A 24,427-nucleotide genomic window follows, 5' to 3' on the forward strand; every position below is an offset into this window, starting at 1 on the left:
TTTGTGAAGGCGGATCCTAGTCGCGGCCGATCACGGGCATCGGGGCCTCCGGTGACCGACACTCAATGGAGACATGTCCATCTATGGAACCTGGTGGAGATGACCGGCGGAGTAGGGGGTGAGAGCGCGGACGCGCTCCGGAAGGATTCCCCCTGATGACGACTGGACGAAGCGGGTGGTGACGCTGGGTCTCCCCCAACGGACCGGGGCCTTCCCGCTGCCCCCGCCCGCCGACGACGCGACCGGCGTGCCCGGCGTGCCCGACGCCATCGAAGCGACCGACGCGGCGCTGATCGGGGAGTCCCTGACGGACCCCGACAGGTTCGCGGGGCTCTTCGACCGCCACGCCGACGAGATCCACCGGTACGTGGCGCGGCGGCTGGACGACGTGACCACGGCCGACGACGTGACGGCGGAGACGTTCCTCGTGGCCTTCCGCAAGCGGGCCCGGTACGACCTCGGCCGCGCCGACGCCAGACCCTGGCTGTACGGGATCGCCTCCAACCTGATCTCCGGCCACCGCAGGTCGGAGACCCGCAGGCTGAGGGCGCTCGCCCGGCAGGCCCCCGAGCGCGCGGCCGAGTTCGAGGACCGCAGCGCCGAGCGCGTCACCGCCGACCGGCTCAGGCCCGCCCTCGCCGCCGCGCTGGCCGGGCTCGGCTCCGCGGAGCGGGACCTGCTCCTGCTGGTGGCCTGGGCCGACCTGACCTACGAGGAGGCCGCGCAGGCGCTCGGCATCCCGATCGGGACCGTCAGGTCCCGCCTCTCCCGTACCCGGACCAAGATCCGCCGCTCCCTGGAGTCGCACAGATGAACGACGACGAGATCCAGCTGGTGGCCGCCCTCCGGCCCGAGGCTCCCCCGTACGACGGCGAGGCGAGGCAGGCGGCCCGGCGGGGGCTGGCCGCGGCCGCCCGGCCTCGGGCACGGAACCCGCTGCGCGGCGTGCCTCGGTGGCGCGGGCCGTACGCGATGGCACTGGCCGGGGCGCTCGCGGTGGCGGTGGGGGCGACCGCGATCACCCTGGTACGGGCTCCGGGCGGTTCGCCGGGCCCTGTCGAGGAGGTCGTGGTGACGATGCCCAAGATCGCCGCCGTCTCGGCGAGCGAGGTGCTCGACAGGGCGGCGCGGGCGACCGTGCGGACGGACCTGGCGCCGCGTGACGACCAGTTCGTCAAGGTCGAGTCGGAGACGATGTACGGCTCCTTCAGCGGCCTGGCGACGGACACGAAGACGGGCGAGACCATCAAGGAGACCCGCTACCTCTACCGGAGCAAGCGGGCCATCTGGCTGTCCGCCGACGGGACGAGGGACGGCGTGGTACGGATCGAATACCTGGAGCCCAAGGCCTATCCGGGCTGGCCGATCCCCGAGGGGGCGTACGAGCAGGCCGGTGTCGTGACGCTCCCCCTGGTGAACTGCCAGATGGTCCCCGAGTACATGCGTACCGACCACGCGGCGCTCAAGAGGCTCCCCACGGACGCCGAGGGGATGCGCGCCCACCTCTACACCGGCGACCGGGGCAGCGACTCCAGGGACGCGGCGGCCTTCAGCGCGGCGGGCGACCTGCTCAGGGAGACCTACATGCCCCCGGCGCAGCGGGCGGCGCTGTTCAAGGCGGTGGGTACCATCCCCGGGGTCGACGTCACCGAGCGGGCCGAGGACGCGGCGGGACGCCAGGGGATCGGCGTCGGCAGGGTCGGCGTCGACGGCGTCAGGGCGGATCTGATCTTCGACGCGAAGACGTACGAGCTGCTCGGCGAGCGCGGGATCGTGGTCGACGAGAAGGCCGCCAGGTCTCCCAAGGGCAGCCTGGTCGCCTCGACCGCCCAGCTCTCGGTCACCGTGGCCGACGAGGCTCCCGAGGCGGAGGGCAAGGGCAAGGGCGCGGACCGCTGCGGGTGACGGTTCCCTCCTCCGGTCCCCTCCGATGCGCTTCACGGAACCCGGGGATTTCCGGTCCCACCTGCCGGACGTTCGCGCGAGACGAGCCTGGGACTCCCCTGCCGCGCGGTGCGCACATGAGCCCCACAGCCACACGACCTCCCGGCCAGGTCCCGCCGGATCAGGTTCGGGTCAGGTGTGGACGCGGTGGACGGGTGATCCGTCGGCCGCGCAGTAGACCTCGATCTTGACCTCGTCCTCCTCGGACTCGAACTCGACGCGGGCCCGGCCGGCGGGTCCGCGTTCGACGTCGTCGGCCTGGAATCCCTGGGCCGGGCTCCACGACCGGAGGGTGACCAGGCCGTTCTCGCACCGGGCGATGACCCTGCCGCCCGCCGTGGTGATCACCCGGCTCCTGCCGGGATCCGCGGCGGGGGGCGCGGTGGTGGTGACGGTGACGGTCGGCCCGGGAGTGGGCGCCGCACCGGGATCCGTGGCGCCCCCCGAGGGGGCGGCGGGAAGGGACGAGGCGAGGGCGAGCTTCTCGTCGACCTCGGCGGCGGAGAGCGGCCGGAGCCCGGTGTCCGTCAGCGGCTCGCTGAGACGGTCGATCACCGCCACACCCACTCCGATCGCGAGGAGCCCGGTGATCAGCCATCCGGCCACGACCAGGGGAAGACGCTTGCGCATGCCCTCACTGTGCCACTCGGAACGATAAGGCAACGTTAAGGGGCGGCTAACCCGCTTTTGACGCGGCGCGGGAGGGGGCTAACGTGGCGGCAAATGTCAAACGTGCTGCTCATCGAGGACGACGCCGCGATCCGCACCTCCCTCACCCGGGGCCTGCGCGACCGTGGCCACGCCGTGTCGTCCGCCCCCGCCGCTCTCGACGGCCTGCGGCTGGCCGTCGAGGAACGCCCCGACCTGGTCGTCCTCGACCTCGGCCTGCCCGACATGGACGGCCTTGACCTGCTGCGGATGCTCCGCGCGGTGAGCCGGGTCCCGGTGATCGTGGCGACCGCGCGGGACGGCGACGCGGAGATGGTCAGGCTGCTGGACGCGGGCGCCGACGACTACGTGGTCAAGCCGTTCAGCGCGGCCCAGCTCGACGCGCGGATACGGGCGGTGCTCCGGCGGGTGGCGGGTGAGAGCCGCGCCGACAGCGCGGTCACCGTGGGGGGCCTGCGGATCGACCCGCGCACCCGGGAGGCGACCCTGGACGGGACGCCGCTGGATCTGAGTCCCCGGGAGTTCGACCTGCTCCACTACCTGGCGGCCAGGCCCGGCGAGGTGGTCACCAAGCGGGAGCTGCTCACCCACGTCTGGCAGATCCCCTACGGCGGGGCCGACAAGACGGTGGACGTCCACCTTTCCTGGCTCCGCCGCAAGCTGGGCGAGACGTCCCAGGAGCCTCGATACCTGCAGACCGTCCGGGGTGTCGGCGTGCGACTGGCCGCCCCGGCATGAGGCGCTGGCTGACCCTGCTGGTCGCGGCGACCACCTCCCTCGTACTGATCGCGCTGCTGGTCCCGCTGGCCCTGCTGGTCCGTACGGTGGCGGTGAGCGGGGCGGTCAGCGAGGCCGAGAGCGAGGCCGAGTCGGTGGCGGTCGTGGTCGGCGCGGCGGACACCGAGACCCTGCGGCTCACCGCCGAGCAGGCCGAGCACCCCGTCACGATCTTCCTCCCCGGCGGGGAGGTGGTCGGCGCTCCCGCTCCGCGCTCCACCGCCGTGGAACTCGCCTCCCTCGGCCGCAGCGTCACCGCCGCCGCACCCGGCGGGCGGGAGATCCTCGTCGCGGTCCAGGGGGCGCCAGGGGGTACGGCGGTGGTCCGGGTGTTCCTGGGCGACGACCGTCTGACCAGGGGCGTTCCTCAGGTCTGGGCCGGGCTGGCGGCGCTGGGCCTGGCCCTGGTCGGGCTGGGCGTGCTGGTCGGCGACCGGCTGGCCCGCGCGGTGATCAAGCCGATCACCGCGCTGGCGCGGGTGTCACACCGGCTCGCGGCGGGCGACATGTCCGCCAGGACGGTGCCCGACGGCCCTCCGGAGGTGCACGCGGTCGGTCTCGCCCTCAACCACCTGGCCGAGCGCATCACCGGCCTGCTCGCGGAGGAGCGGGAGAGCGCCGCCGACCTGTCCCACCGGCTGCGCACCCCGCTGACCGGGCTGAGACTGGAGGCGGAGTCGCTGGCCGACCCGGAGGAGTCGGCCAGGATCGAGGCCAGGGTGGACGCCCTGGAACGCGCCGTCACCTCGGTGATCACCGAGGCCAGGCGGCGGGGGCGCGAGCGGGCCGAGTGCGACGCGGCGGAGGTGACCGGCGCGCGGGTCGCGTTCTGGTCGGTGCTCGCCGAGGACCAGTCGCGGCACTTCACCCTCGGTCTGGCCCCCGGCCCGCTGCCGGTCGGGGTCGCCGGGGACGACCTGGCCGCCTGCGTGGACGCCCTGCTCGGCAACGTGTTCGCGCACACGCCGGAGGGGGTCTCGTTCTCCGTACGGCTGGAGGCGACCGGTGGTGGCGCGCTGCTGACCGTCGCCGACGCCGGTCCCGGCTTCGCCACGCCCGACCCACCGCAGCGCGGCGAGAGTGGCGCCGGGTCGACCGGGCTCGGCCTCGACATCGCCCGCCGTACGGCGGAGTCCGCGGGGGGCTCGCTGTCGCTGCGGACCTCTCCCGAGGGCGGGGCGAGCGTGGTGGTGTTCCTGCCCGCCGTCACCTCCCGGGGCTAGTCCAGCTCCCGCTGGAGGAGGTTCATCACCATGATCACTCCGTGTGGCGACAGGTCGTCGGAGTGCAGGCGGGAGAGCTCGACGTTGAGCCGGGCGGGGCGTCCCCTCCGGTTCACGCCGTCCAGGGTGACGCCGTCACCTCGGCCGTTCCCCGGCTCGGGCTTCGTGTCCAGTATCCGCTGAGCCCTGGTCAGGATCTCCCCGACGGGGAGGCCGATGTCGAGGGAGGCCAGCCGGCAGCCGATCGCCTCGTCGGCGCGGAGCCCCCACAGCTCCTCGGCTCCCGGGCTCCAGACCATCACCCGCAGGTTCGTGTCGACCACGGCCACGGCGTCGCCGAGGCTGCGTACCACCGAGGAGACGAGGGCGGTGGCCCGCTTGAGCTCGTCGCTACGGGAGTTGAGGGTGTCGTTGATCTGCTGGAGCTCGTCGTTGGTCGACTGCAGCTCCTCGTTCATCGTCTCCAGCTCCTCGTTCGTGGACTGGAGCTCCTCGTTGGTGGTCTCCAGCTCCTCGTTCGTGGACTGAAGTTCCTCGTTGGTGGTCTCCAGCTCCTCGTTGGTCGACTGGAGCTCCTCGTAGGCGTGTTCCAGCTCCCGGTTCGTCTGCTCCAGCCGGTCGCGGAGCTGGCGGTAGCGCGTCACGTCGTGGAAGTTGACGCCGATGCCGACCAGCTCACCCCCCGGTTCCAGCAGCGGGACGACGGCGATGTCGAAGACGCTCGGCTCGGGCGCGTTCGGCCGGTGCCAGGTGACGTCCTGAAGCTCGGCGACCCGCAGGTCCAGCTCCACCTGCTCGATCACCGAGCGGAGCTCGACCGGCCGGTAGGACACCTCCAGATCCTGGAACGGCCGCCCGATGTCGCGGGGGTTGAGGTTGAAGAGCAGCTCGGCGCGCGAGTTCGCCAGGGCGAGGTTCCTGAAGCGGTCGAGCGCGATCTGCGCGACCGGGCCGGTGGCGAGCGCCGCCGCCTGCAGCACCGTGTGCCGCACGTACGGGCGGGTCTGCGACGCGCCGGCGCCGAGCGCCCAGGTGGCGCGGTTGCCCTGCGGGGGTGATCCGATCTTCTTGAACAGCCTCATGCGGAGGTTCACCGGCTCGAACCTGTCGCCGTGGTTGAGCAGCATCTCCGCCTTGCCCAGGAAGAGGTAGCCGGGGTCGGAGAGCGCGAAGTGGAACCGGCGGACGATGCTGAGCTGGGTCTCGCTGTTGAAGTACATCAGCGTGTTGCGGGCCAGCAGGAGGTCGACCCGGGAGATCGGCGCGTCGCGCGTGAGGTCGTTGCGACCGAAGATCAGCTGGCGCCGCAGGTCACGCCGGAACCCGAATCCCGCCTCCGTCGGCTCGAAGTATTTCTGGCGCAGCTCCTCCGGCACCTCGGCGAGCTGCCGTTCGCCGTAGACGGCCGCCCGTGCCGTCTGGAGGGCCTTCTGGTCCAGGTCCGTGGCGTAGATCTTCACCCGCTCGCGGAACTCGTCTATGCCGAGCTCCTCGGCCAGCGCCATCGCGAGGCTGTAGGCCTCCTCGCCGGTCGCGCAGCCCGCGCTCCAGATCCGGATCACCTTGCCCGGCCCCTTGTTCGCCAGCAGGCTGGGGATCACGGTCTCGCGGAGCGTCTGCCAGGCGGCCGGATCGCGGAAGAAGGCGGTGACGTTGATCAGCAGGCTGTCGAAGAGCCGGTTGAACTCCTCGGGTTCCAGCTCCAGGTAGTCGCGGTATTCACCGTGGTCACGGAGCTTGAGCGCCTCCAGGCGCCTGCTGATGCGACGTACGAGGGTGGTGCGCTTATATCCCGTGAAGTCGAAACCGCGCGTCTCCTTCAACATGAGCAGGAGATCGTCGAATTCACGTTCGTCGCCGGACATCACACTGCCAGCCTAGGCCCGTCACCGACCGCTACGTGAGGGCAAGGCTGTCCTCGGTGCCGTCGATGCGGCTTTGTAGCATTCGCGTCGCCTCCGGTTCCCGCCCGGTCCGCTCCGCGTTCTCCGGCGGGCGCCGCGACGGGTTTTCCCTCCCCGCGGGGCCGCCGTCCGCGGCGCCCGCCCCACGCCCCCGGCCCGAGTGTGACATCCGCTCCTCGCCTCGTACGCGGGCCCGCCGCGCTCCGGGCGGCTCAACGAGGGGAGGCGGCGAGGTCGCCGGGAGGCTTCGCGAGGGGAGATCGCGGGGCCTCCACGCCACCGGCAGAAGCCGCGACGACCACCGCGTCACGCCCGCTGGAACCTGCCACATTTAGCTCCTATCCCGTTGGGACCCATCCATACTGGAGAACCGTAGGATTGTTGGTAGGGCCTCGGGAGACCCTTGAAGGGTGTGGCCATTATGGATATGTCGGTGTATGTCATTCACCAATACGGTGACACGGCGCTGGTCGCCGTGACGGGCGAGATGGACGCCTTCAACTACCGGCTGCTGGAGTCGGAGCTGGAGTTACTGATACTCGGAGGCACACGACACATCCTCATGGACGCCGGTGAGCTGCTTTTCTGCGACGTCAGCGGGGCTCGGGCGCTGGAACGGGTCCACGAGAGCCTCCGCGCGGCCGGAGGAGAGCTGTTCGTCGTCCCCTCCCCGACCGTGATCCGGCTGTTCACCGTGCTCTGGGGAGCGCAGAAGCCCGAGCACCCCGGCCTGGTCGACACCTCAAGCCTGGACGACTTTCCCACGTCCTCGCCGCTCCCCCGGCGGCACGCCCCGGTCCTGCGCCGCATCGGCGGCAGGCGCCGTACCCACCGGGACGCCCCGGGAGCGTCCTCCCCGCGAGGCACCGTCCCGGCGGAGAGCACGGCCTCCGCGAAGAGCACCGCCCCGGCCGGGGGCACCGCGGCCCTTCCGGCGGGTACGACGCCTCCGGCCGGGCGGGAGGCGGCACACCCGGCGCTGGAAAGGGCCGCGCGCCTGAGGCGGGAGGCGGCGGCACATCTGGAGACGCTCCACCTCCGGACGCAGGCGACCTGCGCGACGCTGGCCGAGATCCACGACCGGATGGCGGCCCTCCAGTCCGGGCTGGAAACCCACATCGCGATGCGGGCCGCGGTGAGGCGGGCCTGCGACGACCACCTCCACGAGGCGAAGACGAACCGGGCGCGCACGCTCGCCTCCTCATTCGCGATCGGGTCCGGCTGAGGCGCACCGCGGCCGATCACCGGGAGGATGATCACGCGCCCCCGTGATTACCGGTGCCCGTGGCGGAAAGCATGGTGTCGTGACTTTTCCGCTTCCCGAAGGGAGCGGATTTCCGCCGGGCCGCTTCCACGGCCCCAGGAGGCAGGCATCATGGTGGGCGATCCCGAGGGCCGCGACAGCCCGGACGCCCGCGACGAACCCCCGTCCCAGGCCCAGCCTCGGAGCGAAAGGGACGAGTGGGGCGAGCGCACTCGCGAACGCATCGCCCAGGCCGGGGAGCGGGCCGGGCAGGCCGCCGAGCGCCGGTCCGAACTCGCCCGTGACGGGACCGCGCCACCCTCCCCCTCCTCGTTCCCGTCGCACGCCGAACGGGCGGACCGGGCCGACGCCCAGCTGGGAAAGGCACGCCTGCGGGCCGACCGGGCCAGGGAACGCGCGGTGGCCGGATACCGGTCGGCGGCACAGGCCCACAGGAACGCGGCCGCGAGTCACGACCGGGCCGCGGCGGCGGGAAGCGGGGACGCGGAGACCCACCGGCTCCAGGCGCTGAGGCACCGCCGCCAGGCCGCCGCCGACGAGCACAGGGCGTCCATGGCCGAGCGGGCGCGTCCCGATCCACCGAAAAATGACGCCTGAAAAACAACCCCATGAAAAGCGGCCCCGGACGGCCGGACGCCAATGCGGTCCGCCCGGAGTGGCGTACGGAAACGCGCCGGAATCCGGCCCCGAGCCGCGCTTGCCCCGGGTTAACAATCCCTTAGCGTGCCCCTAGCAAATTCTCCGCAAATCTTGACCCATGACACGAATTACCAGGATTACCGTTGGATCCCTCGCGACCGCCGCCCTCCTGATCGGCGGAGGCGGCATCGCCCTCGCCGCGCAGCAGACGGACAGCGTGGCGGTCACCGCCACGGCGGCCACCACCGGCACGACCAGCGCGGCCGGTGCGACCGGCACGGCCGCCGCACCGGTCACCACCTCGGCGTACATCTCCTCCCGCAAGGCCGTGCAGATCGCGAAGAAGCGCGTCCCCGGCGCGCGCGTGAGCAAGGTCGAGCGCGAGTGGGAGCACGGCCAGCGCGCCTGGAAGATCGAACTGCACAAGGGCGCCTGGGAGTACGACGTCTACGTGTCGGCGAGGACCGGGAAGATCATCAAGTTGAAGCGCGACTACGACGACTGATCAGCAGGCTTTGAGAACGGCCTCCATGGCGTCCTTCTCCCCGGACGTCACCCACATGCCGTACTTGACCTTCACACTGATCTGACGCTCCACGTAGGGGCACCGGTAGGCGCGGCGCGGCGGCAGCCAGGTCGCCGCGTCTCCGGCGCCCTTCTGGCTGTTCAGCGGCCCGTCCACGGCCAGCAGGTTCAGCGGGTCGTTGGCGAGTTCTTTCCGCTTGGACGCGGACCACTGCTGGGCGCCCTTCTGCCAGGCGTCGGCGAGCGCGATCACGTGGTCGATCTGCACCGCCATGCTGGTCCGCGTCCCGCGCTCGAACTTGATGGTCTTGCCGCTGTAGGGGTCCTCAAGAATTCCGGACTGCACGACGCAGCCGTCCTCGCCCTTCTTGAAGACCTCTTCCTTCAGGTCGCGAATGAGAATGTCGTTGCGGGTGTCACAGCCGTTCCTGTCGACGTCCGACCAGGCGGGACCGAACTCGTCGCGGTCGAACCCCGTCATCGGGGCGCGCCCCTTGACCTCGAGTTTTCCCAGGTCCTTGAGCGCCTCGGACGCGGACTTCCCGCCTCCCGAGGACTGCGTTCCCTCGTCCACGCCTCCGCCGGGAACCGGGCCGCAGCCCGCCACGGTGAAGGCGATCGTCGCGACGGCCACACCTCGTACCAGCGCAGTCCGCACCCTGCCACCTCTCACGCGTTCGCTCTCTGAAGCGGCAAATTACCCCAGATACCGTTCTCAATCTTAAAAGCCTCAAGCAGTCTTTGGGAGAACGGGGGAATTTCCGGACCGTCAATCCATGCCTTAACGACATCGCTCGCCTGACCTGTGCAAAGACAATCACCGGCGCTCCGCCCGGAGGCGAAGGGCACGGCTCCCCCGAAACGGGTGCCCTCAGATATTCACGTAACGCGACTATCGACTACGTAAAGTGATGGTGTTCTAATGGCCAGGAGCGCTCACAATCGGTGAGCAATTCGCTACGGAGAGGACTCGCGTGAGGCAGATCTCATCGCGTCATCCCCACCTCGCACGGACCGTGACGGGACTGGCCACCACCGTGGTCACCCTGCTCCTGGCCTCCGGGCCCGGTTCCGCCGCCGCGGCCTCCGCCCCGGCGGCCGAGCGGCGGGCCCCCGCCCTGCCGCCGCGAGTGGTCCAGCTCGAAGACGGCGTCGAGTGCGCCTTCAACAGCCTCTGTCTCTACCGTGACTACGACTTCAACGGGCCCGGATACAGCATCCCCGCGGGCTACCCGACCTATCTGGGCGACGTGCCGATGCCGGGCGGCGTGGGCGGCTCCGTCACCGCCGAGAACAACGTCTCGTCGTGGATCAACAACACCGGCTACTTCGTCCAGCTGATCGACTACGCGGGCGAGGAGCGCACGTTGCCTCCCTACCACTCGCTGGAAGAGTCGTTCGAGACCAACGACAGCGTCGACGCCATCGACTGGCTCTCCTGACGTCCCCGGCCCTTCTCCCCGCGCCGCCCATCCGGCCCCGGGGAGAGGGGCTCCGCGACCATCCGCGCCGGACGCGACCGGCCCGCCCGGGTCAGGTGATCAGGATCCCGCCGTCGACCGAGATCACCGCACCGGTGACGTACGAGGCGGCGTCCGAGGCGAGGAAGATCGCGGCGGCGACGAGCTCGGCCGGGTCGCCGGGGCGCCTCATCAGCACCCGGTGCTCAAGGTGCCAGGCCAGATAGCCCTCGGCGTACTGGTCGGTCATCTCCGAGGCGAAGAAGCCCGGCTCGACGCAGTTGACCCGGATGCCACGCCGCCCCGTCCACTGCTGGGCGAGATCGCGTGTGAGACCGACGACCCCCGCCTTGGAGGCGCTGTAGGCGGCCTGCGGCAGCCCGGCGGTCGTCTCGCCCAGGATGCTCCCGACGTTGACGATCGAGGATCCGGGCCTCATGACCCTGGCACAGGCCTGCGCCATCCAGTAGGTGCCGTGCAGGTTGACGTCCACGACCTGGCGAAACTGCTCGGGCGTCTCCTTCAGCGCCGGGACCGCCGAGCCCACCCCCGCGTTGTTGATCAGAATGTCCACCGCGCCCAGCTCGGCCATCGCCGCCTCGGCCAGCGCCTGGCAGTCCTCGGGCCTGGTCACGTCGGTGGCGAGGGCCACGCACCGCCTGCCGGTCTCCTCGACCAGGGCGCGGGTCTCCCCGAGGCGGTCCTCCCTGCGGGCGCCGATCACGATGTCCGCGCCCGCCTCGGCCAGCCCCCTCGCGAACGCGACCCCCAGCCCCGAGGACGCGCCGGTGACGATCGCGACCTTGCCGTCCAACCGGAATCGTTCCAGCATCCGGGTCCTCCCTCGTCCGCCCAACGTGCCGAATGAGATTCTAGTGACCGTGACGAGAATCGCCCGTGAGGGGTCTCCTCACGGGCGACGTGATCTCCTGTGACCACCGGCGATCCCAGACTTCCGAGGGCTTCCGAGGGCTTCCGAGGGCTTCCGAGGAACGGAACGGTGCCACGGGCCGCCGGGTACGGCCGTGGCGGGCCGTCTCCTACAGGCCGTACTCCTTGGTGATCCGCTCGTGCCGTTCCACCTCGACGTCGACGGCCTTGGCCAGGTCGAGCCAGGCCAGCGGGTGCACCCAGCGCTCGGTGGCGTCGTCCAGAAGCGCGTCGAGCTCGACCGGGCTGACGTCCGGCGGGACCGCGATCCAGCCGAACACACCGGCCAGCGGCTCGCCCGAGGTCGGGTGGGTGACGGTGTAGTTGTCGTCGCTGTAGACCCACATCGGCCAGCCGCGCTCGACCATGACGTCGTTGAACTCCGTCCAGTCGGCCTGGCTGGGAGCGGCGCCGTCGAAGAACCAGCTGGTGTAGCCACCCGGGCGGAGCATGCTGACCGCGGCGAAGGGCGGGACGAAGCCCTCCTGCTCCTCGGCGCTCTCCGGGATCGGCTCAAGCAGCTGCGGCTCGAAGACGACCAGGTCACCGGCGTTGTACTCCATGCCGGGAGGCTGGGGGATGGCCAGGCGCGCCGTCGCGGGACCGGTGCGCACGCTCAGAACCTGGCGCTGGCTGCCGTCGGGGGCGGGAAGGATGATGCGCACCAGGCCCATCTCCTCCTCGATCGGCCCCTCGCTCGACTGCAGCGGCATCCCGATCTTGGCGGTGCCCAGGCGGACGGTCGCCCAGTCCTCCGCAGCCGTCGCCATGACGACCATTCGCCAGACGTCCTGCTGCTCGATCTCCGCGGAGTCGAGGAGATCGCGCAGGATGCCCGCGCCCTTGGCGTTGTCGCCGAGCTGCTGCACCGCGGCCGACCACAGGCGGGCCGCCTCGATGCCGCCGCCCGCGGCGACCGCGGCCTCGCCCTCGGCCGCCGCCTGCTCCCAGCGCTCCCGCGAGGTGTACAGACGCCCCAGGGCCAGGTGGCGCTGCGCGGCGGGCAGCCGCTCGGCCACCTGCTCCAGGCGCTCGTCCTGACGGGCCTCGATCAGCAGGCCGCTGAGGTACGACGAGTCCTGCGGGTCGGCGTTCTCGATGTCGCCGGACTCGACCAGCATGGTCCAGTAGATGTCGGCGCCCCTGGCCGGGTAGCCGAGGAAGCCCAGCGTGGTGGTGTGGCGCCGGGTGGCCTCCACGTCACGGCCGGACAGCGGGGTCAGCCAGCCCACCCAGCGCTCCGGGTCGGCGTTGAAGCCGTCGGCGGCGTCGAAGTAGCCGACCAGCTCGTCCGTGGGACCCGGGGCCGGAAGCTCGGTGGCCTGGTCGGTGGCGGTGCGCAGCTCGGCGATCCGCTTGGCGACGTCGTCGGGGCTTCTGAGCTCCCCGGACGCCGACTCCGCCAGGTCGGCCAGGAGCCGCGCCTGCCAGATTCCCTGGCGGGCGACCGCGAGGTGCCCTGCGACGAGCGCCAGCTCGACCCGGGCGCGGTAGCCGCCCATCATGGCGAAGTAGTCGATCCACTGCTTGAGCACCCGGCCCAGCTGCCAGGTGTTGGTGATCTGCGACGCTCCGGCGAGCGCGCGGATGGCGTGCGACCACTCGACCCAGACGCGGGGGTGGTCGCCGACCACGTCGAGGTCGGGCAGGGCGTCGACGGACTCCTGCACCCGGCCGAGGGTGGCGAGGACGAGCGAGCGGAGCACCCCTTCGCGGTGCTGCTTGGCCACCGGGTCGTCGGGCTTGAAACCGGTCGCGGCGTCGAGCGCGGTGAGCGCGTCCTCGGCGCGTCCGGCGGCGAGCAGCGCGCGGGCCGAGGCGGCCCCCAGCTCCCAGCTCGCCTCGCGGCCCGCGGCGCCCAGCGCAGCCACCGCGGTCTCGGCGTGGGAGACGGCCTCGTCGACACGACCCGCGTCGACGAGCGCCGCGACGTAGTGCTCGGCGACGGCGGCGAAGGCCAGCGAGCCGGGCTCGACGTCCAGGGCCGAGAGCGCGGCCAGCCGCTCGGCGGCGTAGCCGGGACCGTCGGCGTTCGCCCGCGCGATGGCCAGCGCCACGACGGCACCGGGCACGGACGGGCAGTCGCGGACGTCCTCCCGCTTGGTGAACTCCACCAGCGTCTCGGCGTCGGCGATCGCGACCGTCCCCTGCGCGCGGTCGCCGACGCGTCCGATCAGGTGCCAGTAGCGGGCGTAGAACTCCAGCCAGGGCAGCTGCAGGTTCTCCGCCTGCTGCGCGATGGCGGGCGCGAGCACGTCGAGCTGCGCGTACCGGCCTTCCAGCGCCTGCGCGGGCACGTCTCCGATCGCCATAGCCAGACCGGTGTTACCTGCTTCATGCAGTTGCCGCTGGGTGTCGCCCACCCAGGCCCAGATGTCCACGTCCATGAGACGTCAGTCTGCCAGGTCGGGGAGCATGCCCCAAACGACTTGGCGATCCCGCACAACCCCGAGGCCTCACGGTATGGCCCCCCGCACGTGCGGATGAGCGTGATCTCGCCGGGCGCCGGGCCCGCGGCGACACCACGAGGGTCACGGAAGATTCACCCGTACGCCCCGGAGCGTGACCTCGGCGGACACACCGCGCCCACACGACGCCGCGGGGGCTACAGGGTCGCGGCGGGCCGGAATCCCGCGCGCCGCCCGGAACGCGACCACGGCGGACGCGACCGGGAACGCGTGCCGCTCAGAGCGTAACCCCGCCCCGCGCGACCACGCGGAACCGGGGATTCCAAGCACCGCCCGGAGCGCGACCGGGGAGGCGCACCAGTTTTGGACACCGCCCAGGGCAGACCCCATACGGCCGCCCAGAACCAGAAGCTGGAGTCCCCGGCACCGCCCAGACCCGACACGGCCAGGGACGCGTACCGACCAAAACCGGAAGCTGGAGTCCAGAGCAGATCCGACGTGACCGCGCGGGAGCGAGGGGTCCGCGCTCGGGGCGCGATCCGAGCCGACCCGACGCGACCGGGGCGCGTGCCGCTCAGAGCGTGATCTCGCCCGAGGCGACCAGGACGGCGGGGCCCGCCAGGTAGCTGGTGCGCTCGTCGAGGGTGACGGTGACCGTGCCTCCGAGCACCTCCACCGCCCAGGTGCCGCTGGTCTCACCGGTCAGCCGCGCGGCGGCCACGGCCGAGGCGACCGCGCCGGTGCCGCAGGATCTCGTCTCACCCGAGCCGCGCTCGAAGACCCGCATGACGACCCGGCGCGGGCCAACCGGATTGAGCAGCTCGATGTTGACCCCGCCGGGGAACACCTCGGGGTCGAACGCGGGCTGGTGGCTCAGGTCGAGCTGGGCCACCGGGTCGCCGATGACGCAGGCCAGGTGGGGGTTGCCCATGTCGACGTGGAGACCCTCGTACTCGTGGCCCGCGACGGTCGTGCGGCTCGACCCGAAGACCCGGGGCGGGCCCATCTCGACGGTCACGTCACCCGTCTCCGCCAGCCGCACCCGCTTGACGCCACCCCTGGTCGCGATGCCGAACTCCCCCGGCGCGGCGAGGCCCGCGTCGACCAGGTAGCGGGCGAAGACCCGCACCCCGTTTCCGCACATCTCGGCGACGCCGCCGTCGGCGTTGCGGTAGTCCATGAACCACTCGGCCTCGCCCGCCTGGCCGGACACCTCGGGGCTGAGCTTCGTCCGCGTCACGCGCAGCACGCCGTCCGCGCCGATCCCCGCGCGCCGGTCGCACACCGCCGCCACGGTCGTCGCGGACAACTCCAGCTCACCGTCCGGATCGGGGAGGATGACGAAGTCGTTCTCGGTGCCGTGTCCCTTCGCGAATCGCATGTTCCAACCCTATCCAGGCACGCGTCCGCTCCCGCCACCCGACCTGCCCCGCCGGTCGTACGCGTACGGCCAACCGGTCGGGCCGGGGGGCGGTCAGCCGCGAATCGCGGCGAGCGCGCGGCCCAGGAGGTCCGGCTCCCGCTGGGGGAGCCAGATCACCCGGGGATCGCGGCGGAACCACGACTCCTGGCGGCGGACGAACCTCCGCGTCGCCCGTACCGTCTCCTGCCTCGCCTCTTCCTCGGTGCACTCGCCGCCGAGGAAGCGCAGCACCTGCGCGTACCCGAGGGCGCGGCTGGCCGTACGGCCTTCGGCGAGCCCGCGCGCGGCGAGTTCGCCGACCTCGTCCACCAGCCCGGCCCGCCACATGTGATCGACCCGCGCCTCGACCCGGGCGTCCAGCACGTCCCTGGGCACCTCCACTCCCAGCTGGACGCTGTCGTAGACGGCGTCGTACGACGGCATCGTGGCCGAGAACGGCCGCCCGGAGATCTCGATGACCTCCAGGGCGCGGACGATCCTGCGCCCGTTGCCGGGAAGAATGCCCTCGGCGGCCTTCGGGTCGAGCTCGCGGAGCCGCTCGTACAGCGGGCCGGGGCCGCGCAGGCCGACTTCGGCCTCCAGCCGGGCGCGGACCTCGGGATCCGTACCGGGAAACTCCAGGTCGTCCAGGGCGGCCCGCACGTACAGCCCGGATCCGCCCACCAGGATCGGCACGATCCGCCTGGCCCGCAGGTCGTCGATGAGCGGCCGGGCCAGCGACTGGTACTCGGCCACGCTGGCGGTCCTGGTCACGTCCCAGATGTCCAGCAGGTGGTGGGGCACCCCTTTGCGCTCCCCCACGGGGAGTTTCGCCGTCCCGATGTCCATTCCTTGGTAAAGCTGCATGGAGTCGGTGTTGATCACCTCGCCCCCCAGTTCGAGGGCGAGATCCACGGCCAGATCGGACTTTCCGGCCGCGGTCGGGCCGACGACGGCGATGACGGGTAGCTGAGGCACGGGGTAAGTCTGCCAACTCCCCGGGTATGGATGAGAGGCGATGCGTCCTCGCATCGGAATTGGGGGATTCACCATGTCGATCCTCGACAAGGTCAAGCACATGCTGGGCGGAAGCGCCAGGACCGAAGAACTCGCCAAACAGGGCATCGACAAGGCGGAACAGATCGCCAAGGAGAAGCTGGGCGGGAAACACGCCCAGCAGATCGACACCGCCGCGCAGAAGGCCAGGGAGATGGCCGACAAGATCGATGAGCCGGACACCGCCCAGCCGGGTCAGCCGGGCACGACACCCGCGCCCGGCCGCGCCACGCCTCCCGGGCGGGGCGACACCACACCCGGTGGCGGTCAGCCCGGCACCACACCGCCGCCCTACGGACCGTAGGCGGCCCGCGGGACCGATTCCGGTCCCGGTCAGTCCCAGTCGAGCATCGGCTGCAGGTAGCCCTCCAGGGTGAGCAGCCAGCGCTTCGACTCCACGCCGTCGCCACCGCTGAACCCGCCGAGCCCGTTGCCCGCGACCACCCGGTGGCACGGCACGATGACGGGGATCGGGTTGGCTCCCATGATCGACCCGATGGCCCGTGCCGGAACACCCGTTCCGCTGCGGGCCGCCAGCTCCCCGTAGGTGACCGCCTTGCCGTACGGGACCGTCTCGTACAGCGTGCCGAGCACCCTGCGCTGCACCGGCGAGGTCAGCCGCCAGTCCACCGGAACCGCGAAGACCTTCAGCCTGCCCGCGTAGTAGTCGCCCAGCTCGCCGAGCACGGCCGCCGTCATGCCGGGATCGTCCGTCTCCTCCAGCCCCAGCCGTTCGAGCAGGCGGGCCCTGAACCGGGACGGGTCGTTCCAGCCCACGCTCACCACGCCGTCCTCGGTCACGGCGACGGCCATGTCCCCCAGCCGGGTCGGAACGCTCCCGAACGCCACGGTCCCCGCCATCGGCCTCCTGTCCCCTTCCTCGGGCTTTCTTGGGCTTTATCCAGCTTTATTTGGCTTTTCCGGCGCCCCGGGCACCGTAGCCACTCCCGAATGGGGTCACTCCGTCCAGCGGGCGGCGAAGTAGCCGACGCCGTAGGGCGCGTCGTCGTAGAGGATCTCACCGCGCAGGGCGCCTCCGCACCCGCCGAGGACCTGCAGGGCCGCGCGGCCCGCGACCCACAGCTCGGCGGCCTCGCCGGGGTCGAGCGCCGGAACCTCGGCGCGGGCGAGCGCCTCGACGATCGCCCTGTCGTACGGTTTCGCGCGGGGGTCCAGGTATCCGGGGGATTTCTCGGTGAGGCGGGCCGAGCCGTCGGCCATGACGAGCAGCGCCACGCGACCGGCCGTGGCCGCCAGCCGCCCGCCCAGGGCCGCGCACTCCCCCAGGGGCGCGCTGAAGGAGATCGCGTGGAACCCCGAGGCGGTCAGGCGCTCCCTGCCGAGGAGCCAGCGGCCGACCGACAGGGACAGCGGCAGGACGGGCTCCCCCTCGCCGCTCCGGACGTCGACCCCCCAGGGCCCGAGGCTCCCTGCGGCGTCCGCGCCGTACGTCGCGGTCCGGTCCGCGCCTCCCACCACCACGATCTCGTCGGCTCCGGCGTCGCGCAACGCCCCGATCGCGGTCGCGCAGGCCGTCCTGAGGTCGTCGAGCTCCGGGGCCGCGGTCCCGGCCAGCTCGGGGACCATCAGCGGGGGATGCGGGCACACGGCCGCGGCGACAAGCACCTCGCCAGACTAACGGAGCCCTCCCCGCCGACCACCCCGACGTCACGCGGCGAGAACGGCCGTACGGGATCGAGGGGGGTCGTACGGGGAGGGCGGCCGTGCGGGAGGCCGTACGGGATGAGGGCGGTCGTAAGAGATGCGGAAAGCCGTGTGGGATCCGGAAGGCCGTGCGGGATTCGGGAAGCCGTAAGGGATGAAAGCGATCGTAAGGGATACGGAAACGCGCCGGGGCACGGTGATTCTCTCACCGTGCCCCGGCGCGCCTGAGACGTGTGGCGTTCCGGTCTCGGGTCAGTAGCCGCCGATGGGCCCCTGGGGGTGCACGTACCCGGCGGGGCCGTCGCTGCGGGGGTCCGCCGGGATGTCCTCCGGCTTCTGCGGGCTGCTCTGCCGCTGCCTCGTCGGCTTGTCCTCCGAGGGCCTGCCCGCCGCCGACTCGGCGCCCGGCTCGCTCTCGTCCGCCCCGCCGGTGCCGGTACCCGTACCGGGATCGCCGCCTCCGGTGGACGTGTCATCGGCGCCGGAGGCGGCGTCCGCCCCCTTCTCCGGCTTCTGCTTCTTCGCCTGCGGGGGGCTCTGGCCCGGCTCGGGCTCCTGGGACGCCTCCTGGGCGCTGTCCGGCGCCGGTGGCACCAGGGGGTCGTCGCCTCCGGCGTTCATGAAGGCGAAGACGGCGCCTCCGCCCAGGAGGGCGGCGGCGAGGACGGAGAAGACGGCTATGGCCAGGCCGCTTCTCCGCTGGGGCTTGCGACGCTTCTTGGGCTCGTCGGCGGGACCGGCGAGGATCTCTGGCTCTCCGGGGGTACCGGGGGATGGGGGGACGTGCATGGGGAAAACTCCCTGCGGTTCTCGGGGGGAAACCTCCACGGCTTCCGAGGGTGCGGAACCACAGTAGCCACAGCAGGGAAATGCTCGCACATCAATCACAGGCGAATCACGAAATATCATCTGTTAGGGACCCGGTGGCGTCGCCGGGCGCATAGCCCCTGGCAGGAGCGGTGACACCCCGGAATCCCCGTGGCCATCGGGGATTCCGGCGATTCGATCATGGGCTCGTACCTCGTGGAGGCAGCGTCTCCGGAAAAGCCACCCGGAAGATCTCGTCCGGAGGAAAACCTCGGCGGAGGACGGCCAGGGAAACCCCGGTCGCGGGGTATCCGGGACGACCCCGCGTCCGGGGAACCCTCCCGGAGCCCGGGAAGGGCGCCGGGGAAGCTCGGCGAGGGGCGTTCCCTTCGGGTCACCCGGAAAAGCGGGACCTCAGGAGGCGGAGCAGCCCGAGGCCGCGGGAAGCGGGGCGGGGCGGCCGATCGAGGGCATGCCGAGCATGACCCCGGGACCGGCTCCGGCCGGGGCGTCCTGGCGGGCCTGCCAGGCGTCGCCCGCGCGGGTGCGGCGGAGCCTCAGCGCGGGACCGTCGGCGACCAGGTGGTGCGGTGCCGCGTACGTGACCTCGGCGCTCACCACGTCGCCCGGACGCGGGACCTCGGCGCCGGGGGTGAAGTGCACCAGGCGGTTGTCCGGGGCCCGTCCCGACATGCGGTGGGTCGCCTCGTCCTTGCGGCCCTCGCCCTCGGCGACCAGCACGTCGAGCGTCCGGCCGACCTGCCTCTTGTTCTCCGCCCAGGAGATCTCGGTCTGCAGGGCGACGAGCCGCTCGTAGCGCTCCTGCACGACCTCCTTGGGAATCTGGTCGTCCATGGTGGCGGCGGGAGTGCCCGGCCGGATGGAGTACTGGAACGTGAAGGCGTTGGCGAACCGCGACTCGCGCACCACGTCGAGGGTGCCCTGGAAGTCCTCCTCGGTCTCGCCGGGGAAGCCCACGATGATGTCGGTGGAGATCGCCGCGTCGGGCATGGCCGCGCGGACCCGCTCGATGATGCCCAGGTAGCGCTCGGCCCGGTAGGAGCGGCGCATGGCCTTGAGGATCCGGTCGGAGCCCGACTGCAGCGGCATGTGGAGCTGGTGCATCACATTGGGCGTCTCGGCCATGGCCGCGATGACGTCGTCGGTGAACGCCGCCGGGTGCGGGCTGGTGAAGCGGACCCGCTCCAGCCCCTCGATGTCGCCGCAGGCCCGCAGCAGCTTGCCGAAGGCCAGCCGGTCGCCGAACTCCACGCCGTACGTGTTGACGTTCTGGCCCAGGAGGGTGATCTCCAGCACGCCCTGGCCGACCAGGGTGCGTACCTCGTTGAGGACGTCGCCGGGACGGCGGTCCTTCTCCTTGCCGCGCAGCGCGGGCACGATGCAGAACGTGCAGGTGTTGTTGCACCCCACGGAGACCGACACCCAGGCGGCGTAGGCGGACTCGCGCTTGGTCGGCAGCGTGCTCGGGAAGGTCTCCAGGGATTCCTTGATCTCGACCTGGGCCTCCCGCTGGACGCGCGCCCGCTCCAGCAGCACCGGCAGCGAGCCGATGTTGTGGGTGCCGAACACCACGTCCACCCAGGGCGCCCTGCGGACGATCTCCCCCTGGTCCTTCTGCGCCAGGCAGCCGCCCACGGCGATCTGCATGCCGGGGTTGCCCACCTTCGAGGGGCGCAGGTGGCCGAGGTTGCCGTAGAGCTTGTTGTCGGCGTTCTCCCGTACGGCACAGGTGTTGAACACGACCACGTCGGCCGTCTCCCCCTGGGCGGCCGGGACGTATCCGGCGTCCTCCAGGAGGCCCGACAGGCGCTCGGAGTCGTGCACGTTCATCTGGCACCCATAGGTACGGACCTCGTACGTGCGGGCGCTCTCCACGGTGACAGTCATCTCAAGACATAGGGTAGGCGCTCCGCCGAACCTTCAGGTACGCCCTCACCCCGCCGGATCGTGGGTGATCGAACGGTCACCCGGAGTCAATCGCTTCGCCGGGCCGAGGTTCCGAAGCCGCATGCGAGAATCAGGACTCGACCGACCGGCTAAGAGTGGAATTGACAGAACCCTTCAAACCCACTCTCGACCCGGCTACCCTGGGCAGGGTTCGATGATCAAGCCGTGAGCAGGCCGTGATCCGATCGGTACCGCAGGGTTAGCATGAGGTGCCCTTTACAGAATTACGTTGTCCCCCATGACGGAGAACGGGGACAAGACTCCTCTGGTCGTGCTTGAAGGCGTCAACAAGCACTTCGGCAGCCTGCACGTCCTTCGGGACATCAACCTGACGATCTCCCGCGGTGAGGTTCTCGTCGTCATCGGCCCGTCGGGCGGCGGCAAGTCGACCCTCTGCCGGACGATCAACCGGCTGGAGGCGATCGACGAGGGGACCATCACCTTCAACGGGCAGCCGCTCGCGGTGGAGGGCAAGACCCTGGCCAAGCTCAGGTCCGAGGTCGGGATGGTGTTCCAGTCCTTCAACCTCTTCGCCCACAAGACGATCCTTGAGAACGTCACCCTCGGGCCGATCAAGGTCCGCGGCATCGCGAAGGGCGACGCGGAGCGGCGGGGCATGGAGCTGCTGGAGCGGGTCGGCATCGGCGCCCAGGCGTCGAAGTACCCCGCGCAGCTCTCGGGAGGCCAGCAGCAGCGTGTGGCGATCGCCCGCGCCCTGGCGATGGACCCCAAGATGATCCTGTTCGACGAGCCGACCTCGGCACTCGACCCGGAGATGGTCCAGGAGGTGCTCGACGTCATGATCGGCCTCGCCCTGGAGGGCATGACGATGATGGTCGTCACCCACGAGATGGGCTTCGCCCGCCGCGCGGCGAACCGCGTGGTGTTCATGGCGGAGGGCCAGATCGTGGAGGAGAACACCCCCGAGGAGTTCTTCACCAACGCCAAGACCGACCGGGCCAAGGATTTTCTTTCCAAGATCCTCACTCACTGACGGCTCTGCTCATCCCTGATGTCCCTGATGAAAGACGAGGTAGCAAGAATGCGTGTACGTCGTATTGGAGCCGTGGTCATCGCAGCCGCGGCGGCGATGGCCGGTCTGACCGCCTGTGGTGACGGCGGCGGCAGCGGGAGCGACAAGTTCGTCGTGGGAATCAAGGTCGACCAGCCGGGTCTCGGCCAGAAGCAGCCCGACGGCTCCTTCAAGGGTTTCGACGTCGACGTGGCCAGGTATGTCGCCAAGGAGCTCGGCTACACGGACGACAAGATTGAGTTCAAGGAGGCCATCTCGGCCAACCGCGAATCTTTCATCCAGCAGGGCCAGGTCAACGCGGTGATCGCGACCTACTCGATCACCGACGACCGCAAGAAGAAGGTCTCCTTCGCCGGTCCGTACCTGGTCACCGGCCAGGACATCCTGACCCGCGCGGACGACACCACGATCAACAGCGTCGAGGACCTCAAGACCAAGAAGGTCTGCGGCGCCCAGGGTTCCTCCTCCCCCGCCCGTCTGGTCGAGAAGTTCGGCGACGAGTGGAAGAGCGGCTTCCTCACCGAGCAGCAGGGCTACGGCGCCTGCCTGCCGCTGCTGGAGAACAAGCAGGTCGACGCGATCTCCACGGACGCGACGATCCTGGCCGGCTTCGCCACCCAGTCCCCCGGCAAGTTCCGCCTCGTCGGCCAGCCCTTCTCCGAGGAGAAGTACGGCATCGGCCTGAAGCTTGAGGACAAGGCGACCCGCGACAAGGTCAACGCCGCCGTCGAGAAGATGTTCACGGACGGCAGCTGGAAGAAGGCCATCGACGCCAACTTCGGCGAGTTCGGGAAGTTCTTCACCACCCCGCCGACTGTCGAGCGCTACTGACCGGTCACACCTCGGCCGGGGCGTACGGACGCCCCGGCCCTGTGACCACTGGAGGGATGAGTGCAGGCACTCTTCGATGAGTTCCCGATGATCCGGGACGCTTTCTGGCTGACGATACGACTCACCCTCGCCAGCGGCTTGGTGGCGCTCGTGCTCGGGACGATCCTCGCGGGCATGCGGGTCAGCCCGCTGCCGATCCTGCGCGGGATCGGCACGACGTACGTGAACACCCTGCGCAACACCCCGCTGACCCTGGTGATCGTGTTCTGCGGGCTGGGCCTCGGCCTGGTTCTGGACGTCTCGTTCTCCGAGAGCCTGTCCACCAACTACCTGTGGCTCTCCATCATCGGCCTGTCCGCCTACACGGCGGCGTTCGTCTGCGAGGCGATCCGGGCCGGGATCAACACGGTTCCGGTCGGCCAGGCGGAGGCGGCCCGCGCCATCGGGCTCACGTTCGGCCAGAACCTGAGGCTGATCGTGCTGCCCCAGGCGTTCCGCGCGGTGATCGCCCCGCTGGGCAGCATCCTGATCGCGCTGATCAAGAACACCACGATCGCCGCGGCCATCGGGGTGGGTGAGGCGTCCCTGACCATGAAGACGCTGTTCGAGGCGCACGGCGACGCGGTCATCCAGATCTTCGCCGGGTTCGCGCTGGGCTTTTTGATCCTTACCCTGCCGACCGGACTGCTGTTCGGCTGGCTCGCCAAGCGCCTGGCGGTGGTCCGATGACCGCGGCGACCACCGAGCGGCCCACGGCGCGCAAGCGACGCGCCGAGAGCTCCGAACAGGTCAGCGTCCTGTATGACATTCCCGGCCCCAAGGCCCGGATACGCAACAACGTGCTCACCGTGCTGGTCGTCCTCGCCGTACTGTTCGTGCTGTACGTGCTGGTCACCAAGCTCGGCGAGAAGAACCAGCTCAACGCCGAGTTGTGGACGCCGTTCCTGCGCGGCGACGTGTGGGTCAACCTGATCCTGCCCGGCCTGGTGAACACGCTCAGCGCGGCCGCGGTCGCGGCCGTGATCGCGGTGCCGTTCGGGTTCGTCTTCGGTATCGGCCGGCTCTCGGCGAACGCCTGGATCCGCCGTTCCGCGGGTACGGTCGTCGAGTTCTTCAGGGCGATCCCGCTGCTGATCATGATCTTCGCGGTGATGTTCGGCGGGAGCGCGGTCTTCGGGCTCACCGTGACGCCGTTCTGGGCGGTGGTGATCGGCCTGGTCCTGTACAACGGCTCCGTGCTCGCGGAGATCGTACGGGCGGGCATCCTGTCCATCCCGCGGGGGCAGAGTGAGGCCGCGCTCGCGGTCGGCCTGCGTCCGGGGCAGGTGATGCGGATGATCCTGCTGCCGCAGGCGGTCACGGTCATGATGCCGGCGATCGTCGCGCAGCTGGTGGTGCTCCTGAAGGACACCGCCCTGGGCTTCATCGTGTCGTTCGAGGACCTGCTGAACGCGGGGGCGCGCGTGCTGCCCTCCAACTTCAACAACATCATTCCCGCTGTGATCGTCATCGCGATCATCTACATCATCATCAACGTGATGGTGGGCGCCGTCGCCACCTGGCTGGAGAGGCGGAGCCGCCGCAGCAGGAAGACCTCGGCGAAGCCGATCGCCCGGCCTGACTCGCCGACCGCGGTCGAGGGGGGCCTCGGGACCCCCACCCCCGTTCCGTAGAAGCACACCGTGGAGACACGGCGCTCGAAGGGCGGTCACCGGACCCGGTGACCGCCCTTCCGCGTGACGGGCCTCCGTGCGACGGGTCTCCGTGCGACGGGTCTCCGTGCGACGGGTCTCCGTGCGGCGGGCTTCCACGTGATGGGTCTCCGCGTGATGGGTCTCCGCGTGACGGGTCTCCGCGTGACGGGTCTCCGCGTGACGGGTCTCCGCGTGACGGGTCTCCGCGTGACGGGTCTCCGCGTGACG

The 24,427-nt window shown here is 70.8% G+C and carries 24 protein-coding genes; 13 read left to right on the forward strand and 11 right to left on the reverse strand.

From position 1 onward, the window contains the following. The first annotated feature begins 118 nt into the window (after positions 1-118). Together ACW9TB_RS22600 and ACW9TB_RS22605 are read left to right on the forward strand one after the other, a co-directional pair. Positions 119-814 (forward strand): RNA polymerase sigma factor, encoded by a 696-nt coding sequence (locus ACW9TB_RS22600; protein ID WP_472750027.1) that lies wholly within the window; start codon positions 119-121, stop codon positions 812-814. Further along, the gene (locus ACW9TB_RS22605) at positions 811-1,905 is read left to right on the forward strand and encodes a CU044_5270 family protein (protein ID WP_472750028.1); all 1,095 of its coding nucleotides are present in this window, start codon (positions 811-813) and stop codon (positions 1,903-1,905) included. The genes ACW9TB_RS22600 and ACW9TB_RS22605 overlap by 4 nt, the downstream gene beginning before the upstream one ends. A 171-nt stretch (positions 1,906-2,076) precedes the next feature. Here ACW9TB_RS22605 and ACW9TB_RS22610 read toward each other — a convergent pair whose 3' ends face one another. After that, positions 2,077-2,574 (reverse strand): hypothetical protein, encoded by a 498-nt coding sequence (locus ACW9TB_RS22610; protein ID WP_472750029.1) that lies wholly within the window; start codon positions 2,572-2,574, stop codon positions 2,077-2,079. A 93-nt stretch (positions 2,575-2,667) separates the two neighbouring features. Between ACW9TB_RS22610 and ACW9TB_RS22615 the strand changes: the two genes are divergently transcribed. Beyond that, entirely contained in the window at positions 2,668-3,351 is a 684-nt protein-coding gene (locus ACW9TB_RS22615; protein WP_472750030.1) for a response regulator transcription factor, read from the forward strand. Further along, positions 3,348-4,613 (forward strand): HAMP domain-containing sensor histidine kinase, encoded by a 1,266-nt coding sequence (locus tag ACW9TB_RS22620; RefSeq protein WP_472750031.1) that lies wholly within the window; start codon positions 3,348-3,350, stop codon positions 4,611-4,613. The genes ACW9TB_RS22615 and ACW9TB_RS22620 overlap by 4 nt, the downstream gene beginning before the upstream one ends. Here ACW9TB_RS22620 and ACW9TB_RS22625 read toward each other — a convergent pair. Continuing rightward, positions 4,610-6,478 carry a CheR family methyltransferase gene (locus ACW9TB_RS22625; protein WP_472750032.1) on the reverse strand — a complete coding sequence of 623 codons (1,869 nt, stop codon included), beginning with the start codon at positions 6,476-6,478 and terminating at the stop codon, positions 4,610-4,612. The genes ACW9TB_RS22620 and ACW9TB_RS22625 overlap by 4 nt on opposite strands. A 472-nt stretch (positions 6,479-6,950) precedes the next feature. Between ACW9TB_RS22625 and ACW9TB_RS22630 the strand changes: the two genes are divergently transcribed. The 3 genes from ACW9TB_RS22630 (at position 6,951) to ACW9TB_RS22640 (ending at position 8,925) form a co-directional block, all read left to right on the forward strand. Further along, the gene (locus ACW9TB_RS22630) at positions 6,951-7,742 is read left to right on the forward strand and encodes an STAS domain-containing protein (protein WP_472750033.1); all 792 of its coding nucleotides are present in this window, start codon (positions 6,951-6,953) and stop codon (positions 7,740-7,742) included. A gap of 150 nt (positions 7,743-7,892) precedes the next feature. Further along, positions 7,893-8,378 carry a hypothetical protein gene (locus tag ACW9TB_RS22635; protein ID WP_472750034.1) on the forward strand — a complete coding sequence of 162 codons (486 nt, stop codon included), beginning with the start codon at positions 7,893-7,895 and terminating at the stop codon, positions 8,376-8,378. Positions 8,379-8,538: 160 nt separating this feature from the next. Next, complete coding sequence (locus ACW9TB_RS22640) at positions 8,539-8,925, forward strand: PepSY domain-containing protein (RefSeq protein ID WP_472750035.1); 387 nt, start codon at positions 8,539-8,541, stop codon at positions 8,923-8,925. On the opposite strand, the gene ACW9TB_RS22645 is transcribed toward ACW9TB_RS22640, so the two are convergent. After that, the gene (locus ACW9TB_RS22645; RefSeq protein WP_472750036.1) at positions 8,926-9,603 is read right to left on the reverse strand and encodes an HNH endonuclease family protein; all 678 of its coding nucleotides are present in this window, start codon (positions 9,601-9,603) and stop codon (positions 8,926-8,928) included. A 316-nt stretch (positions 9,604-9,919) separates the two neighbouring features. Here ACW9TB_RS22645 and ACW9TB_RS22650 point away from each other — a divergent pair, with 316 nt between their 5' ends. Then, complete coding sequence (locus tag ACW9TB_RS22650) at positions 9,920-10,387, forward strand: peptidase inhibitor family I36 protein (protein WP_472750037.1); 468 nt, start codon at positions 9,920-9,922, stop codon at positions 10,385-10,387. 91 nt (positions 10,388-10,478) lie between these two features. On the opposite strand, the gene ACW9TB_RS22655 is transcribed toward ACW9TB_RS22650, so the two are convergent. The 4 genes from ACW9TB_RS22655 to miaA all read right to left on the reverse strand — a co-directional run bounded on the left by ACW9TB_RS22655 (position 10,479) and on the right by miaA (position 16,123). Then, positions 10,479-11,237 (reverse strand): SDR family NAD(P)-dependent oxidoreductase, encoded by a 759-nt coding sequence (locus ACW9TB_RS22655; RefSeq protein WP_472750038.1) that lies wholly within the window; start codon positions 11,235-11,237, stop codon positions 10,479-10,481. Positions 11,238-11,445: 208 nt separating this feature from the next. Beyond that, positions 11,446-13,722 (reverse strand): tetratricopeptide repeat protein, encoded by a 2,277-nt coding sequence (locus tag ACW9TB_RS22660; protein WP_472750039.1) that lies wholly within the window; start codon positions 13,720-13,722, stop codon positions 11,446-11,448. A 595-nt stretch (positions 13,723-14,317) separates the two neighbouring features. Beyond that, positions 14,318-15,124: a diaminopimelate epimerase gene (dapF, locus tag ACW9TB_RS22665; protein ID WP_472750040.1), complete on the reverse strand. Its 807-nt coding sequence runs from the start codon at positions 15,122-15,124 to the stop codon at positions 14,318-14,320. 93 nt (positions 15,125-15,217) lie between these two features. Continuing rightward, positions 15,218-16,123, reverse strand: coding sequence for a tRNA (adenosine(37)-N6)-dimethylallyltransferase MiaA (gene miaA, locus ACW9TB_RS22670; RefSeq protein ID WP_472750041.1), 906 nt, complete (start codon positions 16,121-16,123; stop codon positions 15,218-15,220). Between the two features lie 73 nt (positions 16,124-16,196). Between miaA and ACW9TB_RS22675 the strand changes: the two genes are divergently transcribed. Then, positions 16,197-16,505 carry an antitoxin gene (locus ACW9TB_RS22675; RefSeq protein ID WP_472750042.1) on the forward strand — a complete coding sequence of 103 codons (309 nt, stop codon included), beginning with the start codon at positions 16,197-16,199 and terminating at the stop codon, positions 16,503-16,505. Between the two features lie 29 nt (positions 16,506-16,534). Here the strand turns inward: ACW9TB_RS22675 and ACW9TB_RS22680 are convergent, their stop codons facing one another. The 4 genes from ACW9TB_RS22680 to miaB all read right to left on the reverse strand — a co-directional run bounded on the left by ACW9TB_RS22680 (position 16,535) and on the right by miaB (position 20,581). Then, positions 16,535-17,062: a methylated-DNA--[protein]-cysteine S-methyltransferase gene (locus ACW9TB_RS22680; protein ID WP_472750043.1), complete on the reverse strand. Its 528-nt coding sequence runs from the start codon at positions 17,060-17,062 to the stop codon at positions 16,535-16,537. Between the two features lie 96 nt (positions 17,063-17,158). Then, positions 17,159-17,827, reverse strand: a complete 669-nt coding sequence (locus tag ACW9TB_RS22685) for a class III extradiol dioxygenase subunit B-like domain-containing protein (RefSeq protein ID WP_472750044.1) — start codon at positions 17,825-17,827, stop codon at positions 17,159-17,161. A 291-nt stretch (positions 17,828-18,118) separates the two neighbouring features. Further along, entirely contained in the window at positions 18,119-18,655 is a 537-nt protein-coding gene (locus ACW9TB_RS22690; RefSeq protein WP_472750045.1) for a hypothetical protein, read from the reverse strand. A 432-nt stretch (positions 18,656-19,087) separates the two neighbouring features. Then, positions 19,088-20,581 carry a tRNA (N6-isopentenyl adenosine(37)-C2)-methylthiotransferase MiaB gene (miaB, locus tag ACW9TB_RS22695; protein WP_472750046.1) on the reverse strand — a complete coding sequence of 498 codons (1,494 nt, stop codon included), beginning with the start codon at positions 20,579-20,581 and terminating at the stop codon, positions 19,088-19,090. 298 nt (positions 20,582-20,879) lie between these two features. Here miaB and ACW9TB_RS22700 point away from each other — a divergent pair, with 298 nt between their 5' ends. From ACW9TB_RS22700 to ACW9TB_RS22715, 4 genes are all read left to right on the forward strand, one after another. After that, positions 20,880-21,635 carry an amino acid ABC transporter ATP-binding protein gene (locus tag ACW9TB_RS22700; protein ID WP_472750047.1) on the forward strand — a complete coding sequence of 252 codons (756 nt, stop codon included), beginning with the start codon at positions 20,880-20,882 and terminating at the stop codon, positions 21,633-21,635. Positions 21,636-21,707: 72 nt separating this feature from the next. Beyond that, positions 21,708-22,505 (forward strand): glutamate ABC transporter substrate-binding protein, encoded by a 798-nt coding sequence (locus tag ACW9TB_RS22705; protein ID WP_472750048.1) that lies wholly within the window; start codon positions 21,708-21,710, stop codon positions 22,503-22,505. Positions 22,506-22,565: 60 nt separating this feature from the next. Further along, positions 22,566-23,234 carry an amino acid ABC transporter permease gene (locus tag ACW9TB_RS22710; protein WP_472750049.1) on the forward strand — a complete coding sequence of 223 codons (669 nt, stop codon included), beginning with the start codon at positions 22,566-22,568 and terminating at the stop codon, positions 23,232-23,234. After that, a complete protein-coding gene (locus ACW9TB_RS22715) occupies positions 23,231-24,178 on the forward strand; it encodes an amino acid ABC transporter permease (protein ID WP_472750050.1) in 948 nt (315 codons plus the stop codon). Before ACW9TB_RS22710 ends, ACW9TB_RS22715 begins: the two co-directional genes overlap by 4 nt. Positions 24,179-24,427: the final 249 nt, after the last annotated feature.

It is taken from the genome of Streptosporangium sp. H13245, from assembly GCF_055690525.1.